The 16,730-nt window shown below is 71.0% G+C and carries 14 protein-coding genes; 12 read left to right on the forward strand and 2 right to left on the reverse strand.

Going from position 1 to position 16,730, the window contains the following annotated elements:
- Positions 1 to 227 precede the first annotated feature (227 nt).
- The 12 genes from CES90_RS04575 (at position 228) to CES90_RS04630 (ending at position 14,270) form a co-directional block, all read left to right on the forward strand.
- The gene (locus CES90_RS04575) at positions 228 to 2,591 is read left to right on the forward strand and encodes a putative bifunctional diguanylate cyclase/phosphodiesterase (protein WP_189782474.1); all 2,364 of its coding nucleotides are present in this window, start codon (positions 228 to 230) and stop codon (positions 2,589 to 2,591) included.
- Positions 2,592 to 2,972: 381 nt separating this feature from the next.
- Entirely contained in the window at positions 2,973 to 3,269 is a 297-nt protein-coding gene (gene gatC, locus CES90_RS04580) for an Asp-tRNA(Asn)/Glu-tRNA(Gln) amidotransferase subunit GatC (protein ID WP_007384860.1), read from the forward strand.
- 7 nt (positions 3,270 to 3,276) lie between these two features.
- On the forward strand, positions 3,277 to 4,773 hold the full coding sequence (gatA, locus tag CES90_RS04585) for an Asp-tRNA(Asn)/Glu-tRNA(Gln) amidotransferase subunit GatA (protein WP_189782475.1): 1,497 nt from the start codon (positions 3,277 to 3,279) through the stop codon (positions 4,771 to 4,773).
- On the forward strand, positions 4,770 to 5,012 hold the full coding sequence (locus CES90_RS04590) for a hypothetical protein (protein WP_189782476.1): 243 nt from the start codon (positions 4,770 to 4,772) through the stop codon (positions 5,010 to 5,012). The genes gatA and CES90_RS04590 overlap by 4 nt, the downstream gene beginning before the upstream one ends.
- 15 nt (positions 5,013 to 5,027) lie before the next feature.
- Positions 5,028 to 6,542 (forward strand): Asp-tRNA(Asn)/Glu-tRNA(Gln) amidotransferase subunit GatB, encoded by a 1,515-nt coding sequence (gene gatB, locus CES90_RS04595; RefSeq protein ID WP_189782477.1) that lies wholly within the window; start codon positions 5,028 to 5,030, stop codon positions 6,540 to 6,542.
- A gap of 277 nt (positions 6,543 to 6,819) precedes the next feature.
- Complete coding sequence (locus tag CES90_RS04600) at positions 6,820 to 9,051, forward strand: MMPL family transporter (RefSeq protein WP_189782478.1); 2,232 nt, start codon at positions 6,820 to 6,822, stop codon at positions 9,049 to 9,051.
- Positions 9,029 to 9,604, forward strand: a complete 576-nt coding sequence (locus CES90_RS04605; protein WP_189782479.1) for a GNAT family N-acetyltransferase — start codon at positions 9,029 to 9,031, stop codon at positions 9,602 to 9,604. The genes CES90_RS04600 and CES90_RS04605 overlap by 23 nt, the downstream gene beginning before the upstream one ends.
- A gap of 35 nt (positions 9,605 to 9,639) precedes the next feature.
- The gene (locus CES90_RS04610; RefSeq protein ID WP_189782480.1) at positions 9,640 to 10,248 is read left to right on the forward strand and encodes a hypothetical protein; all 609 of its coding nucleotides are present in this window, start codon (positions 9,640 to 9,642) and stop codon (positions 10,246 to 10,248) included.
- A gap of 190 nt (positions 10,249 to 10,438) precedes the next feature.
- Positions 10,439 to 10,609 carry a hypothetical protein gene (locus tag CES90_RS04615; RefSeq protein WP_189782481.1) on the forward strand — a complete coding sequence of 57 codons (171 nt, stop codon included), beginning with the start codon at positions 10,439 to 10,441 and terminating at the stop codon, positions 10,607 to 10,609.
- A 77-nt stretch (positions 10,610 to 10,686) separates the two neighbouring features.
- A complete protein-coding gene (locus tag CES90_RS04620; protein ID WP_189782657.1) occupies positions 10,687 to 13,743 on the forward strand; it encodes a helix-turn-helix transcriptional regulator in 3,057 nt (1,018 codons plus the stop codon).
- A gap of 30 nt (positions 13,744 to 13,773) precedes the next feature.
- Positions 13,774 to 14,034 carry a type II toxin-antitoxin system RelE family toxin gene (locus tag CES90_RS04625; protein WP_229913757.1) on the forward strand — a complete coding sequence of 87 codons (261 nt, stop codon included), beginning with the start codon at positions 13,774 to 13,776 and terminating at the stop codon, positions 14,032 to 14,034.
- Between the two features lie 38 nt (positions 14,035 to 14,072).
- Positions 14,073 to 14,270: a DUF6191 domain-containing protein gene (locus CES90_RS04630; RefSeq protein WP_189782482.1), complete on the forward strand. Its 198-nt coding sequence runs from the start codon at positions 14,073 to 14,075 to the stop codon at positions 14,268 to 14,270.
- 13 nt (positions 14,271 to 14,283) lie between these two features.
- Here CES90_RS04630 and CES90_RS04635 read toward each other — a convergent pair whose 3' ends face one another.
- Both CES90_RS04635 and CES90_RS04640 read right to left on the reverse strand, forming a co-directional pair.
- Positions 14,284 to 15,447, reverse strand: a complete 1,164-nt coding sequence (locus CES90_RS04635) for a PQQ-dependent sugar dehydrogenase (protein WP_189782483.1) — start codon at positions 15,445 to 15,447, stop codon at positions 14,284 to 14,286.
- Positions 15,448 to 15,696: 249 nt separating this feature from the next.
- The gene (locus tag CES90_RS04640; protein WP_189782484.1) at positions 15,697 to 16,695 is read right to left on the reverse strand and encodes an aldo/keto reductase; all 999 of its coding nucleotides are present in this window, start codon (positions 16,693 to 16,695) and stop codon (positions 15,697 to 15,699) included.
- Between the last annotated feature and the right edge of the window lie 35 nt (positions 16,696 to 16,730).

Consider the following 16,730-nt stretch of genomic DNA (forward strand, 5'->3'; position numbering starts at 1 on the left):
GGGTTGAACGCCACCCGTTCGGCGCATACCAGATGCATATGGGTGGCCGGTCGCATTCGGGCAACCGTCGTCGACCGCTGCCCGAGAAAGCCTTGTGCGGCCTACTGTTGAGATGTGCGCCTGCCGTGCCCGGACGCGTGGTGGGTTTTCGGACGCGGTGCCGTTGAGGGTTGTCGGGAGCAACGGGCCGCGTGGCGTGGGCACCGCCGGCTGTGAGAGGGACGGGAATGGAACCGACCGAGAGCGTCGCCCCGGACTCGCGGCTGCGCCTGCGCCGGGTGTCCGGGGCCTGGCGATGGGGGCGTTCCCTGCTCATGGGGGGACGCCCGTTCGAGGGAACTCGAGAACGGAGCGGCGGACAGGAGACCGGCGCGGACCCTCGGGTCGGCGCCGGGTGGCCACCGGGCCGTGCGGGCGCGAGCGCACCCGGCGCCCTCCTGCCGGCGACGGTACAGCTCACCGCCGGCCCCGGAGCCGGCACCGGCGGGGCCGCACCCGTCACGGCCGCGCTCGGTGACGGCCGAGGGCACGGGCTGCCCGGCCACGACACCGAGCGGCACATGGCCTGGCCCGCACTGCCCGCCGCGATCGTCGGCCTCGCCGGCGCCATCCTGGGCGCCGGCTTCTACCGGGCCTTCGCCGGGCAGCACGCGCTCTTCCCGTCCGGCGCGGTCGGCTGGTCCCTCGCCCTGCTCACCGGCATCATCGTCGGCCACCTCGTCGCCATGGGCCGCGCCCGCTGGTGGGGCGGCACCGGCTCCGGAGCCGCCCTGACCCTCTCCGTACTGCTGCTGTACGGCTGGGTGCCGGCAGGGATGGTCAGCCTCACCGTCGTGGTCCTCGTCGGCGTCGCCCGCCGGGGCCGCTGGCGGCAGGGCGTGCTGCACGGCGCGGTCGACATCCTCGGCATCGGAGTCGGCGCGCTCGTCCTCCGCGCCTTCGGCCGCATTCCCTCCGTGGAGCGGCCCTGGGACCCCGAGAGCTGGACCATCTACTCGGCGCCCCAGGTGGCGCTCGTCGCCGTCGCCTATCTCGTGGTCACCCGCGCCCTGCTCTGGTACCTGGCCGCGCCGCGCGGCGGTGTACCCACCGTCGCCCGTACGGCCCTGGTGAGACAGGGGCTCGTCGCCGTCGCGCTGCTCGGCATCGCGCCGCTGGTCTGCGTCGTCGCCACCGCCCAGCCCCTCCTGCTGCCCCTGTTCGCCATCCCGCTCATCGCGCTCGACTCCACCCTGTGGATCGCGCGTGCCCGGGCGGAGGAACAACTGCGCGACCCGCTCACCGGACTGCCGAACCGTCAATGGCTGCTCGAACGGACCTGGACCGCCCTGGACGACGCCGAACGCATCGGGGCGAGAGCGGCACTGATGCTGATCGACCTTGATCGTTTCAGGTCCGTCAATGACACGCTCGGGCATCTCGCGGGCGACCGGCTGCTGCTGCAGATAGCTGATCGGCTGCGAGTGGCGCTGCCGCGCGGAGCGGAGGCCGCGCGGCTCGGCGGCGACGAGTTCGCCGTACTGCTGCCCATCGCCGACTCCACGACGTCCGCGTCGCGTGTCGCCCGCAACCTCGTCGCCGCGCTCGGCTCACCGCTCGACCTCGACGGGCTCACCCTCGTCCTGGAGGCCAGCGCCGGGCTCGCCGTCTTCCCCGACCACGCGCTCGACGCGGAGGGGCTGCTGCGGCGGGCGGACGTGGCGATGTACCAGGCGAAGCGGGACCGTACCGGCGTCGAGGTCTACGAGTCCAAACGGGACTCCAACACCCCCGACCGGCTCGGACTCCTCGGTGACCTCCGGCGCGCGCTGGACGCGCAGGAGGTCGAGCTGCACTACCAGCCGAAGGTCCGCTTCGACGGGCAGGTCGCCGGCCTGGAGGCGCTCGTGCGGTGGGTGCATCCCGAGCGCGGGAAGGTACCGCCGGACGAGTTCATAGCGATCGCCGAGTCGTCCGGGCTGATGCCGCACCTCACCGAGTACGTCCTGGAGACGGCCCTCGGGCAGGTGGCACGGTGGCGGGCGCAGGGTCTGCATGTGCCGGTCGCCGTGAACGTGTCGCCGCGTGATGTCCACACCCCCGGTTTCGCCGGGGCCGTGGCCGCGCGGCTCGCCCGGCACGGGGTTCCCGCCGGGGCGTTGCAGCTCGAGATAACGGAACACGTGCTCCTGGAGGATCCGCAGCGGGCCGCGGACACCCTGGCCGGGCTGACCGGGCACGGGGTGAAGATGTCGCTCGACGACTTCGGGACCGGGTACTCGTCGCTGGTCCATCTGCGGCGGCTGCCCGTGAGCGAGCTGAAGATCGACCGGTCGTTCGTGGCGCGGCTGGCCGTCGACAACGAGGACGCGGAGATCGTGCGCTGCACGGTGGATCTCGCGCATTCCCTGGGGCTGCTCGTCGTCGCCGAGGGCGTCGAGGACGACGAGACGTGGGAGCGGTTGCGGGACCTTGGGTGCGATGCGGTTCAGGGGTGGCTGGTCGCCGCGGCCATGCCGCCGGACGAGACGACGGCGTGGCTGCGGGCGCGGGGGTCACGGGGTTGGCAGCGGCCGGCGGCGGCGCTGCCCGCGGCGACGGCGGACGAGTAGTTTCCTCGCCCCGCCGCCCCTACCCGTCCCTCCCCCACTCTCGGCTCCGCTCGAGCGGGGGACCCCCATCCAGGGCTGCGCCCCTTCGACCCCCGAGGGGGCGTTTCGGGTGAGGGTCCGGTGGGGCTTGTCGCGCGGTTCCCCGCGCCCCTAAAAGCGAAAAGCACGGGGCGCAGCCCCTGCTTTTCAGGGGCGCGGGGAACCGCGCGAGCAACCACGAACCACCCGCAGCCGCCCGACAACCCTCACCTCCCGAGCTCTATGGCGCCCGGCTCGGCGGCGCAGCCCCAGCGCGGGGGCGAACAACCCTGGCGCGGGCAACGGCGCGCGCCCCATAGGATTGGCGCCAAACCACACACACTCACCCCAGAGGATCGCTGCATGCCTGGCATCACGCGCGAGGAGGTCGCCCACCTCGCCCGGCTGGCGCGTCTGGAGCTGAAGCCCGAAGAGCTCGAACACTTCGCGGGCCAGCTGGACGACATCATCGGCGCGGTCGCCCGCGTCAGCGAGGTCGCCGACCAAGACGTCCCGCCGACCTCGCACCCGCTGCCGCTGACGAACGTCATGCGCGCGGACGAGGTCCGTCCGTCGCTCACCCCCGAGCAGGCGCTGTCCGGCGCCCCGGCCCAGGAGCAGCAGCGTTTCAAGGTGCCGCAGATCCTGGGGGAGGACTGATCACGTCATGACCGACAGCATCATCAAGCTCACCGCGGCCGAGATCGCCGAGAAGATCGCTTCCGGCGAGCTCACGGCCGTACAGGTCACCGAGGCCCACCTGGCCCGCATCGAGGCCGTCGACGAGAAGGTGCACGCCTTCCTGCACGTCGACAGCGAGAGCGCCCTCGCCCAGGCCCGCGCCGTCGACGAGAAGAAGGCCAGGGGTGAGAAGCTCGGCCCCCTCGCCGGTGTTCCGCTGGCGCTGAAGGACATCTTCACCACCGTCGGGATTCCCACCACCGTCGGGTCGAAGATCCTCGAAGGGTGGATTCCGCCCTATGACGCCACCCTCACCAAGAGGCTGAAGGACGCGGACGTCGTCATCCTCGGCAAGACCAACATGGACGAGTTCGCCATGGGGTCCAGCACCGAGAACAGCGCGTACGGGCCCACCGGCAACCCGTGGGACCTCACCCGTATCCCCGGCGGCTCCGGCGGCGGTTCCTCCGCCTCCCTCGCCTCCTTCCAGGCGCCCCTCGCCATCGGTACCGACACCGGCGGATCGATCCGCCAGCCCGCCGCCGTCACCGGCACGGTGGGCGTCAAGCCGACGTACGGGGCCGTGTCCCGCTACGGCATGGTGGCGTTCTCGTCCTCCCTCGACCAGGGCGGGCCCTGCGCCCGTACGGTCCTGGACGCGGCCCTCCTCCACGAGGTCATCGCCGGACACGACCCGCTCGACTCCACCTCCATCGACGCCCCGGTCCCGCCGGTCGTCGAGGCCGCCCGCAACGGCTCGGTCGCGGGTATGCGCGTCGGCGTCGTCAAGCAGTTCCGCGGCGAGGGCTACCAGGCCGGTGTCGTACAGCGGTTCGACGAGGCCGTCGAGCTCCTCAAGGGGCTGGGTGCCGAGATCGTCGAGCTGGACTGCCCGTCCTTCGACCTGGCGCTGGCCGCGTACTACCTCATCGCACCGAGCGAGTGTTCGAGCAACCTTGCCCGCTTCGACGGTCTGCGCTACGGCCTGCGTACCGGCGACGACGGCACGAACTCCGCCGAGGCGGTCACCTCCCTCACCCGTGAGGCGGGCTTCGGCCCGGAGGTCAAGCGCCGCATCATGCTCGGCACGTACGCGCTCAGCTCCGGCTACTACGACGCGTACTACGGCTCCGCCCAGAAGGTCCGTACGCTCATCACCCGCGACTTCGAGAAGTCGTTCGAGAAGGTGGATGTGATCGTCTCCCCGACGACGCCGACCACCGCCTTCCCCATCGGTGAGCGTGCCGACGACCCGATGGCGATGTACCTCGCCGACCTGTGCACCATCCCGACCAACCTCGCGGGCAACGCCGCGATGTCCCTGCCCTGCGGTCTCGCGCCGGAGGACGGACTGCCGGTCGGCCTGCAGATCATCGCCCCGGCGATGCAGGACGACCGCCTTTACAAGGTGGGCGCTGCTGTGGAGGCCGCCTTCGTGGAAAAGTGGGGCCACCCGCTTCTCGAGGAGGCTCCGTCGCTGTGAGTAACGCACTGTCGAAGGCCAAGGGCTTCAAGAAGTCCAAGTCCGGCACGTATCTGTCCATCGCCACGACCGCGTTCGGTGCGATCAGTGTCGCCAAGCAGGCCAAGAAGGCCCGCCTCGAGAACGACACGCTCCGTCTGATCGACGCCGCTGTGTCCGCCGCCGCCATCGTCACCGGCCTCGCCATCCTCTACCGCGAGCTGAAGCGGCTGGGCGACGACGACGTCCTGCTGGGCTGAGAGGGAAGTTTCACCGTGACCACCATGACCGACCTGGTGTCGTACGAGGACGCGCTGGCGTCGTACGACCCCGTCATGGGCCTTGAGGTCCATGTCGAACTCGGCACCAAGACCAAGATGTTCTGCGGCTGTTCGACCGAGCTCGGTCAGGACGCCAACACGCAGACCTGCCCCGTCTGCCTCGGCCTGCCCGGCGCGCTCCCGGTCGTCAACGCGACCGGCGTCGAGTCGGCGATCAAGATCGGTCTCGCGCTGAACTGCGAGATCGCCGAGTGGTGCCGCTTCGCCCGGAAGAACTACTTCTATCCGGACATGCCGAAGAACTTCCAGACCTCCCAGTACGACGAGCCCATCGCCTTCAACGGCTACCTCGACGTGCAGTTGGAGGACGGCGAGGTCTTCCGCGTGGAGATCGAGCGCGCCCACATGGAGGAGGACACCGGCAAGTCCACCCACGTGGGCGGTGCCACGGGCCGCATCCACGGCGCGTCCCACTCGCTGCTCGACTACAACCGCGCGGGCATCCCGCTCATCGAGATCGTCACCAAGCCGATCGTCGGGGCCGGGGAGCGCGCGCCGGAGGTCGCCAAGGCGTACGTCCGTGAGCTGCGCGAGGTCATCAAGGCGCTCGGCGTCTCGGAAGCCCGTATGGAGATGGGCCAGATGCGCTGCGACGTGAACCTGTCGCTGCGCCCGAACGGCACCGAGAAGTTCGGTACGCGTTCCGAGACGAAGAACGTGAACTCGCTGCGCTCCGTGGAGCGTGCCGCTCGCTTCGAGATCCAGCGGCACGCGGCCGTGCTCAGCGGCGGCGGGACGATCATCCAGGAGACCCGGCACTTCCACGAGGACACGGGGTCGACGACCTCGGGCCGGGTGAAGGAGGAGGCCGAGGACTACCGGTACTTCCCCGAGCCGGACCTGGTGCCGGTGGCCCCCTCGCGTGAGTGGGTCGAGGAGATCCGGTCCGCGCTGCCCGAGCTGCCGCTGGTCCGCCGCAACCGGCTCCGCGAGGAGTGGGGCATCAGCGGCACCGACATGCAGGCGCTCCTCAACGCCGGTGCGCTGGAGCCGATCGTCGCCACCATCGAGGCCGGGGCCGACGCCGCCTCCGCCCGCAAGTGGTGGATGGGTGAGCTGGCCCGCAGCGCCAACGAGTCGGGCAAGGCACTGGACGAGCTGGCCATCACGCCGGCGCAGGTCGCCCGGGTCACCGAGCTGGTCTCGAAGGGCGACCTGAACGACAAGCTGGCCCGCCAGGTCATCGAAGGCGTCCTCGCGGGCGAAGGCACCCCGGACGAGGTCGTCGAGAAGCGCGGTCTGAAGGTCGTCTCCGACGAGGGCGCCCTGACGACGGCCGTCGAGGAGGCCATCGCCGGCAACCCGGCCATCGCGGACAAGATCCGCGGCGGCAAGGTGGCCGCGGCCGGCGCCCTGGTCGGCGCGGTCATGAAGGCCACGCGGGGTCAGGCGGACGCGGCCCGCGTCAAGGAGCTGATCCTGGAGAAGCTGGGCGTCAGCGAGGGCTGAACGAACCGGAGTTCCACGCCGTACATCTGGGGGCGGTACATCACTGCGATGTACCGCCCCCGGGTGCGTCCACGGTTGTGACACAGGGCGACAGAGTGCCGTCATCTGTCCTGTGAGCTGGCTCCCATCTCCTGTGACGAGGCCCTCAAACCCGCCTAACGATCACATATGGATGCAACAGTGACTAGGCATTGCTCATGTGTTCTTTGCGTGCTGTTCAGTTCCAATTGTGGCTGTACACGGTCAAAGATCAACGAACCCCCCAGGAGCACGATCTGTGGCAGCCCTTGCGCGCTGGTGCGTCCGGCACCGTCTCGTCACCGTAATTCTGTGGCTGGTCGCGTTCGCCGGCACGGTCGCCGGCGCCGCCGCCGCGGGAGCCGCGTACTCGAACGACTACAAGACCCCCGGCACCGAGTCCAGCCGCGCCACGGAACTCCTGAGCGAGGGGTTCCCCCGGATCAGCGGTGACAGCGCCACCGTCGTCTGGCACACGGACGACGGGACCGTACGGGCCGCCGCCGTCGAGCAGACGATGACCCGGGCCCTGGACGAGATCGCCGAGCTGCCGGGCGTGGCCGACGTGACCGACCCGTACGACGGCGCCGACGGCGGCCGGATCAGCGGGGACGGCCGTACGGCGTACGCCACCCTCACCTTCGACAAGCCGGCCGAGGACGTCGACAAGGCGCAGGCCGAGGCCGTCGTCGACACGGCGAAGGCCGCTGAGGGCGACGGGCTCCAGGTGGAGCTGGGCGGCGGTGCCATCGGGCTCACCGAGACCTCCGGTGGACACCTCGCCGAGGTCGTGGGCGTGCTCGTCGCCGCCGTGGTGCTCTTCCTCGCCTTCGGCTCGCTCGCGGCCTCGCTGCTGCCGATCGCGACCGCCCTGGTCAGTGTGGGCACCGCCTACGCGGGGATCACCCTGCTCGGACACGCCATGACGGTGGCCGACTTCGCGCCCATGCTGGGCACGCTGATCGGCCTCGGTGTCGGCATCGACTACGCGTTGTTCATCGTCACCCGGCACCGGCGCGGGCTGAAGCGGGGCCTGCCGGTCGAGGAGGCCGCGCGGAGCGCGGTCGCCACCACCGGGAGGGCCGTCGTCTTCGCGGGCGCCACCGTCTGCATAGCCCTGCTCGGCATGCTGATCCTGCGGCTCGGCTTCCTCAACGGCGTCGCGATCGCCGCCTCGCTCACCGTGGTCCTCACCGTCGCCGCCTCCGTCACGCTGCTGCCCGCGCTGCTGTCGTTCATCGGCATGCGGGCGCTGAGCCGCCGCGAGCGCCGCCGGCTCACCGAGCACGGCCCCCAACCGGAGCTGCCCACAGGCTTCGCCGCCCGCTGGTCCGCCTTCGTCGAACGGCACCCCAAGAAGCTCGGCGCGATCGCCCTCGTCGTCATGACCCTGCTCGCCCTGCCCACGCTCGGACTCCGCCTCGGCACCTCCGACCAGGGCAACGACCCGAAGACGACGACCACCCGCCAGGCCTACGACCTCCTCGCCGACGGCTTCGGCCCCGGCGTGAACGGCCCGCTCACCCTCGTCACCGAGGTGCACGGCGCCGCCGACAAGCTCGCCCTCGACAACCTGGACACCACGCTCAGGGCCACCGAGGGCGTCTCGGCGGTGACCCCGGTGACGTACGGCAGCGGCGGTGACACCGCGTACCTCACCGTCGTACCGGACTCCTCCCCGCAGTCCGAGAAGACCAGCGATCTGGTCGAACGGCTGCGCGACGAGGTGCTGCCGCGCGCCGAGACCGACACCTCGCTCGATCTGCACGTCGGCGGGATGACCGCCGGTTACGACGACTTCGCGGACGTGATCGTCGGCAAGCTGCCGCTGTTCGTCGGCGTCGTGATCGGGCTCGGCTGTCTGCTGCTCCTGCTCGCCTTCCGGTCGATCGGGATACCGCTCAAGGCCGCCGCGATGAACGTGGCCGCCGTCGCCGCCGCGTTCGGCGTGGTCGTCGCGATCTTCCAATGGGGCTGGGGGAGCGAGCTGCTGGGCCTCGGCAGCGCCGGGCCGATCGAGCCCTTCCTGCCCGTGATCATGGTGTCGGTCCTCTTCGGACTCTCCATGGACTACCAGGTCTTCCTGGTCAGCCGGATGTACGAGGAGTGGCTGGAGACCGGCGACAACCGGCGCGCGGTCCGGGTCGGCCTCGCCGAGACCAGCCGGGTGATCAACTCCGCGGCGGTCATCATGATCTCCGTCTTCCTCGCCTTCGTGCTCAGCGGCGACCGTGTGATCGCCATGTTCGGCATCGCGCTCGCCGCCGCCGTCGCCCTCGACGCCTTCGTCCTGCGTACGCTTCTCGTCCCCGCTCTCATGCACATGCTCGGCGGCGCCAACTGGTGGCTGCCCCGCTGGCTCGACAAGCGCATGCCCCGCATCAGCATCGAACCGCCCGAGTCCCGTGCCGCCCATGAGAGGCTCACAGACGTCGCAGTCGACGATCTGGACAAGGAGCGGCCGCAGGATGTACGCGATATCCCTGGGTGACGACGGAGCCCAACTCCGGCCCCTGGAGCCGTGGCACGCCGAGGAATTCCTCGCCCACCTGGAACGGGGGCGGGAGTTCATCAACCAGTACGTCCCCTTCGGCTCGACGGCCACGGACGTCGCGTCCGCCCGGGAAGTCCTCCAGCGGTACGCCGACATGCGCGCCGCCGACACCGCCTCCCTGCACGGCTTGTGGCTCGACGGGACGCTCGTCGGCGGCGTCCTCTTCCTCAACTTCGACGCGGAGAACGCCAACTGCGAGGTTGGCTGCTGGCTGGAACCCGCCGGTACGGGCCGGGGGTTGGTCACCCGCGCGATGCGGATCCTCATCGACTGGGCGGTCGACGTCCGCGGCATCCACCGGGTCGAGTGGATCGCGGCATCCGGGAACCAACCGAGCCTGAACGTGGCCCGGCGGCTGGGGATGCACCGGGACGGTGTGCAGCGGGAGAGGTATCCCCACCGAGGGGTCCGGCACGATCTGGAGATATGGTCCGTCCTGGCGCCGGAATGGCGTGCGGCACGCGCGCGTGGCGCGCACTGCGATCATTAAGAGACCTCTCAGACAACATTTGTACGGTGCGAGGTATGGGAACCAAGACAGTGGACGAGACAGGGGCCGGTACGGGCACCGAGGCGAAGAACGACAAGGACGAGGTGGATGTGACCAAGGCCGACGCGGAGTCGCCCGAGGCTGCCGCGGCCGACGTGGCCGATGCGGAGCAGACCGATGCCGAGCAGGCCGAGGTCGATGCCGAGGACGGCCACGAACTGCTTGAGGCCCAGGCGAAGGAGCCCTCGGGCGTGGGCCAGGGCGCCGGCGCCATCGTGTCCGCCGCGCTCGCGGTCATCTCACTGAGCGGCAGCTGGGTCGGCACGGTGGCCGCCGAGCGCGAGCAGATCACCGGCAACCTGGAGATGCAGGCCGCGACGAACGCGACCGTCGCCACCCAGCTCGAGGCGGTCTACGGCGACGCCTGGCAGGCCACCGCGATGTGGGGCGGCGTCTTCGCGCTGATCGCGCTGATCGTCGGTGTCGCGGTCCTGGTCCGGCCGGCGTTCGGCGTCCCGGGCAAGCCGCAGCCGGTCTGGATCAAGTCGGTCTCCTGGGCGGGTGTTTCGCTCGGCGTCATCGGCCTGATCCTCGCGGTCCTCAAGTACACGGACGTCTGGCTCGGACTGCCGTCCGTCGGCTGAATCACCCCTGAACACCGAGGGTCCTGAGGGGCCTTAGGTCGACCGTAGGTATGTCGCGGTCGATCTAAGGCCCCTCAGCCGTTCAAGATGCGGAACTCTCCCGATGCGGCGGACCTACCTTGGAGACGAAGGTTGAGGCATCGGCATCGCAGGAAGCGAGCCGAAGCCGATCCTTCACGGGGGGTACGAGATGTTCGAGTACGAACTCCAGCAGATCCGTTCCGCAGAGCTGATCCGCAAGGCGGAGCACTACCGTCAGGCACGGGAGGCGCGCCGCGCCCACCGAAAGGAGAACGACGAGGAGGGGGTGCAGGTGCGTCGCCGACGCGTCCGTCGCTTCCGGTTCCCGCGCGCCGCGTGAACGCGGCAACGCATCGCGTGCGCCCGGCGGCGGCCGGTTCGCGGATAATCGGTGCCGGACTGTCGGACCCGCGTGCGATGCTCGGCGGTGTGGAGACCATGTCCGTCAGTCCGGTGTTCGTCGGCCGCGTCGACGAACTGGAGGTGTTGCACGACGCGCTCGCCCGCGCCGCCGGCGGAACCTCGGGGGAGCCCCAGGCGTTGCTCCTCGGTGGTGAGGCCGGGGTCGGGAAGACGCGCCTCGTCGAGGAGTTCGGCGACGCGGCCGTGCGTGCGGGCGCGGTCGTCGCGCTCGGCGGCTGCGTCGAGATCGGCGCCGACGGGCTGCCGTTCGCGCCCTTCTCCACCGCCCTGCGCGCTCTGTACCGCGGGCTCCCCACCGAGCTGATCGCCGCGGCCGCCGGCCAGGAGGAGGAACTGGCCCGGCTGCTGCCCGAGTTGGGCGAGACCCCACGGGCCCGGCACGACGAGGAGGGCACGGCCCGCCTGTTCGAGCTCACCGCCCGCCTCCTGGAGCGCCTCGCCGCTGAGCGCACGATCGTCCTCGTCCTGGAGGACCTGCACTGGGCCGACGCCTCCACCCGCCATCTCCTCTCCTATCTGCTGCGCACCCTGCGCACCGGCCGCCTCGTCGTCCTCGCCACCTACCGCTCCGACGACATCCACCGCCGCCACCCGCTGCGCCCGCTCCTCGCCGAGCTCGACCGCCTCCGCACGGTCCGCCGTATCGAGCTGCGCCGCTTCAACCGCGCCGAGGTCGGCCACCAGCTGGCCGGCATCCTCGCCGCCGAACCCGACCCGAAACAGGCCGACGACATCTTCGAACGCTCCGACGGCAATGCCTTCTTCGTCGAGGAACTCGCCGTCGCCGCCCACGACGGCGGCTGTGCCGCCCTCACCGACTCCCTGCGGGATCTCCTCCTCGTCCGCGTCGAACGGCTCCCCGAGGACGCCCAGCGGGTCGCCCGCATCGTCGCCGAGGGCGGCTCCACCGTGGAGTACGCCCTGCTCGCGGCCGTGGCCCAGCTCCCCGAGGACGACCTCATCGAGGCGCTGAGGGCCGCCGTAGGCGCCAACATCCTCCTCGCCGCACCCGGCGGCGACGGCTACCGCTTCCGGCACTCCCTGGTCCGCGAGGCCGTCAGCGACGACCTGCTCCCCGGCGAACGCTCGCGCCTCAACCGCCGCTACGCCGAAGCCCTGGAGGCCGACCCGGCGCTCCTCCCCGCCGACGGTCGCGCCACTCGCCTGGCCAGCTACTGGTACCACGCCCACGACGCCGCCAAGGCCCTGCCCGCCGTGCTCGACGCCTCCGTGGAGGCCCGCTCCCGGCACGCCCACGCCGAGCAACTACGGCTCCTGGAACGGGCGATGGAGCTGTGGGAGGCCGCCCCCGACGCCGTACGCGCCGCCCTGCGCCCCATCGACTACACCGAGGTCTACCCTCCCTGCGGCTGCGACCCGGCCACCACGCCGCTGCGCTATCTCGACCTGATGGCGGAGGCCGTCGTCGCCGGACGGCTGTGCGGGGAGCGGGAGCGGGCCATGCGGATCACCCGACGCGCCCTCGACCTGCTCGCGGGCGGCGACGATCCGCTGCGTGCGGCCTGGTTCTGGATCCAGCGCTCCCTGCTGATCGAGAACCTCGGCCGGGGCGACGGCTGGAAGGAGATCGCCACCGCTCAGGAACTGGTCCGTGGTCTGCCCCCGTCCGAGGTACACGCCGAGGTGCTCTCCCGGGTCGCGAACTGGTCCATGCTGCACGCTCCCGGCCCCGGCGCGCTCACCGACGCTCAGCGTGCCGTCGAGTACGCGCGCATGGTGGACGCCGAGGACATCGAACTGAACGCCCGCCTCACCGTTGGCGGTTTGATGGTCGACGCCGGCGACGTCGAGGCCGGTGTCGCGGAGATGGAGGCGGTCCGCCGCCGGGCCCTCGAACGCGGGCCCGCAGCCGTCGTGGGCCGCGCCTATGTCAACCTTCCGTCCTGCCTGGAGGCCGTCGGCCGCTCGCAGGAGGCGGTCCATCTCATGCACGAAGGCCTCGAAGCCACCCAGCGCATGGGCCTGTTGGTCTCCGAGGCCTGGATCCGGGGCAATCTCTCCGAGTCGCTCATCTCCCTCGGCCGTTGGGACGAGGCCCTGGAAGCCGCCGAGCAGGCCAGGGTCGGCGGCGGCAACCCCAAGCCAGGCGGCCTCGGCGCCATGTGCCTCGCCGCCATCGCGCTGGCCCGAGGCGACCTCGCCGAGGCCGGCCACCGACTCGCCGCCGCGCACAGCTACTACGGCACCCACAACCCCATGCCGCAGAGCAACCTGCCGCTGTCCACCCTCACCATCGGCATCGCCGCCGCCGAGCGACGCCTCCCCGACGCCCGCGCCGAACTGGCCCGCGTCCTCGACACCGGCTTCCCCGTCGGCACCCAGCGCTACGCCTGGCCGCTGCTGCTCACCGCCGCCACCGCGGAAGCCGATACCCGAGGCCTCCCGACCGCCGATCCCGGCCGCGCCGAGGTCCTCGACCGGATCTTCGCCATGGTCAAGAAGCTCACCACCGGCGCCCCGATCTGGCTGGCCCACGAACGCTGGGTACGCGCCGAACTCCGGCGCGCCGAGGGCACGGTGGCCCCCGACACCTGGTCCGAGGTCGTCACCGCCTTCGAGCCCTTGGAACGGCCGTACGATCTCGCCCGCGTCCGGCACCGTCTCGCCGAGGCGCTGCTGGCCGACGGCAGCGACGACGGGGCCCGCGACCGCGCGACGGAGCTGCTACGGCTGTCCGCCGCTGTCGCCGACCACCTCGGCGCCCGCCCGCTCGCCGACGACGTCGCCCTCCTCGCCCGCCGCGCCCGCCTCACCCTCGGGCGTGCTCCCGAGGCCGCCCTCACCCCCGCCGACCCCGTCGCGGCGCTCGGCCTCACCGGACGCGAACACGACGTCCTGCGCCTGGTCGCCGCCGGCCGCACCAACCGCCAGATAGCCGAGGAACTCTTCATCTCCCCGAAGACGGCCAGCGTCCACGTCTCCAACATCCTGGCCAAGCTCGGAGTCTCGGGGCGTGGCGAGGCGGCGGCGGTGGCGCATCGGCTGGGGTTGTTCCCTACGGGGGCGGGGGAGCCGCTTGTCGCGGGATAATGCAAGCAGGCCACGAACCGCCGAGGAGCCGTGCTGTACCAGATTGAGTTCACCGAGCGCGCTGCAGCCCAGCGTGATGCGCTCCCCGAGGACCGTCGCAAGCTCTTGGAGCAGGGGCTCCACAAGCTGGCCGAGGATCCCTTCACACCGGTGTCCCAGGCTGTGAGTGGTGAGGACATCCGTGTGGTGTCCGTAGCTCAGGGGCTGATCGTCGACTACATGATCCACCGGGCATTCCTGATCCTGGTATCCGTGGCGATTCTCGACCAGTCGCTGATCGACGACGAGTAGCCGCCCGCCGAGACGCGGGCCCAGGGGGAGGGAGCACCGTGTTCAACGCCTTCGAGGAACTGTTCGCGCCGGGCCGTAAGCACACCCGTGATGAGCAGAATCGGCTGGAGCTGACCAGGGAGGACGTGGGGGACAACGATCCCGGGCGTGGACCGATAGATCTCGCGTCCGGGAAGGTCGTCGTGCGGCCGCCCAAAGCGGGGGAGGGAGCCGAGCCCGAGGGCACCGAGGAGTGAGGCGCCGGGTCGGCTACCTCACCTCCAGCTCCAGGATCTTGTCGTCGCCGTTCTCGGGGGAGCCCCGGCCGTCCGTTTCGCTCGTCACCAGCCAGAGCTTGTTGCCGCCGGCGGAGACAACCGTGCGGAGGCGGCCGTAGTCGCCTTCGAGGAAGGCCTGGGGGTCGGCGGAGGTCTTGGTGCCGTCGAGGGGGATGCGCCAGAGGCGTTCGCCCCTGAGGCCCGCCATCCAGACGGAACCCTCCGCCATGGCGATGCCGCTGGGGGAGGCCTCGTCCGTCCCCCATACGGCCACGGGGTCGATGTAGCCGGACTTGCCGCCCTTGCCCTCCACCTCCGGCCAGCCGTAGTTGCCGCCGGGCTGGATCTGGTTCAGCTCGTCCCAGGTGTTCTGGCCGAACTCCGAGGCCCACAGGCGCTGCTTGCCGTCCCAGGCCAGGCCCTGGACGTTGCGGTGGCCGTAGGAGTACACGGGAGAGTTGCCGAAGGGGTTGCCCGGGGCGGGCTCGCCGTTCGGCGTTATGCGAAGGATCTTGCCGCCGAGGGACTTCTTGTCCTGGGCCAGCGGGCCCTCGTACCGCTCGCCGGTGCTGGCGTACAGCATCTGGTCGGGGCCGAACGCGATCCGGCCGCCGTTGTGATTCGTGCCCTTGGGGATGGAGCGGAGGATCGTGTCCGGGGCGCCCAGTTGCTCGCCCTCGGGCTTCTCGGGGTCGTAGAGCATCCGCACGATGCGGTTGTCGGACTCCGAGGTGAAGTACGCGTAGATCATGTGGTCGGAGGCGTAGTCCGGGGAGACGGCGAGGCCCATGAGGCCGCCCTCGCCGGCTGGGGCGACGCCGGGGACCTCGCCGAGCTCTGTCTTCTCGCCGGTCTCCGTGTCGATTCTGCTGATCGTGGCCTCGTCGCGGGAGGACACGAGGAGGCCGCCCTCGGGGAGGGGGGCGAGGCCCCAGGGGGTGTTCAGGTCCTCGGTGACGGTGCGGATCACTTTCACCGAGCCCTTGGCGGGGGGTACCTCGGCCGCGGCCTGCTCCGAGGGGGACGCGGGCGCGCTGCTGCTCGGCGGTGAGCTTCCGGGTGTGTCCGGTTGCTCTCCGTCGTCGGAGGAACAGCCGGCCGTCATCAGGAGCACGGCTGCGGCCAACGCGGCCGTCACCACTCGACGTTGCACCATCACGATCCCTTCGACGCGGGGCTTCTACCGTTCATACACCGCGAGTGCCCCACGGGTTCCATTGTTTCTCGCCCCCGCCGCACCACCCGTCCCATCCCAGGGGGCTGGCTGCCGCCCTCAGACCCCCGCTGGGGGTGAGGGGTGTCCGGGGTGCGTTTGTCCGTGACGGTTGTGTTGGCGACAAGCCCCCACGGACCCGCACCCGCCGTAGGGGATGGGACGGGTAGGGGCGGCGGGGGCGCTATCGGCTCAGTCCCAGGAACCCCGGGCCGGAGGCAAAGCGGCGATCTCCGCCAGGTCTTCGGCGGTCAGGCGCAGTGCGGCGGACCCCGCGTTCTCCGCTGCCCAACGTGCGTGCTTCGTTCCAGGCACCGGGACCACATGGGGACCCTGGGAGAGGAGCCAGGCGAGGGCGACCTGGGCCGGGGTCACCGTCTCCCCGTGCCGGGCCGCGACGCGGCGGAGGCCGGCGACGATGGGCTGGTTGGCGGCCATCATCTCGGCGGTGAAGCGGGGGTGGCGGGCGCGGATGTCGTCCGGTTCGAAGCCCTCGCCGGGGGTGAGGGTGCCGGTGAGGAACCCGTTGCCGAGGGGCATGGCGGCCAGGAAGCCGATGCCGCGGGCCGCGCACCAGGGGAGGAGCGAGGCGAGGGCCTCGCGCGACCAGACCGACAGCTCCGCCTGTACCGCGCTCACGGGGAACACCTGCTGGACCCGCCGGAGACAGCGGAGCGTCGCGTCGTACATGCCGGCCCCCGGCCTGCGCCCCGCCCGCGCACCCACCGCGCACAGGCCCAACGACCGTACTTTTCCGGCCTGTACGAGCTCCGCCATCGCGCCCCACGTCTCCTCGACGGGTACCTCGGGGTCCTCGCGGTGCAGTTGATAGAGGTCGATGACGTCGGTCTGCAGACGCCGCAGCGAGGCGTCGCACGCGCGCTTCACATAACCGGGGCGGCCATTGGCCACGATGTGCTGCTCGCCCACCAGGAGGCCGACCTTCGTGGAGACGAAGGCATCCCGGCGACGCTCCTTCAGCACCCGGCCCACCAGCAGTTCGTTGGTGAACGGGCCGTACATGTCGGCCGTGTCCAGCAGCGTGGTGCCGAGGTCGAGTGCCCGATGCACCGCCCGCACCGACTCGTCGCCCCGTTGCCGTGACCCGGTGTACGCCCAGGTCATCGGCATGCATCCGAGTCCGACGGCCCCCACCTCGAGCGTCGCCGCGCCGATCGTCCTGCGCTCCACCTGGTCGTGACCCTCCCTCTCCTGGCCCCCCAACC

This window comes from Streptomyces capitiformicae (assembly GCF_002214185.1).
GTDB classification, from domain to species: domain Bacteria; phylum Actinomycetota; class Actinomycetes; order Streptomycetales; family Streptomycetaceae; genus Streptomyces; species Streptomyces capitiformicae.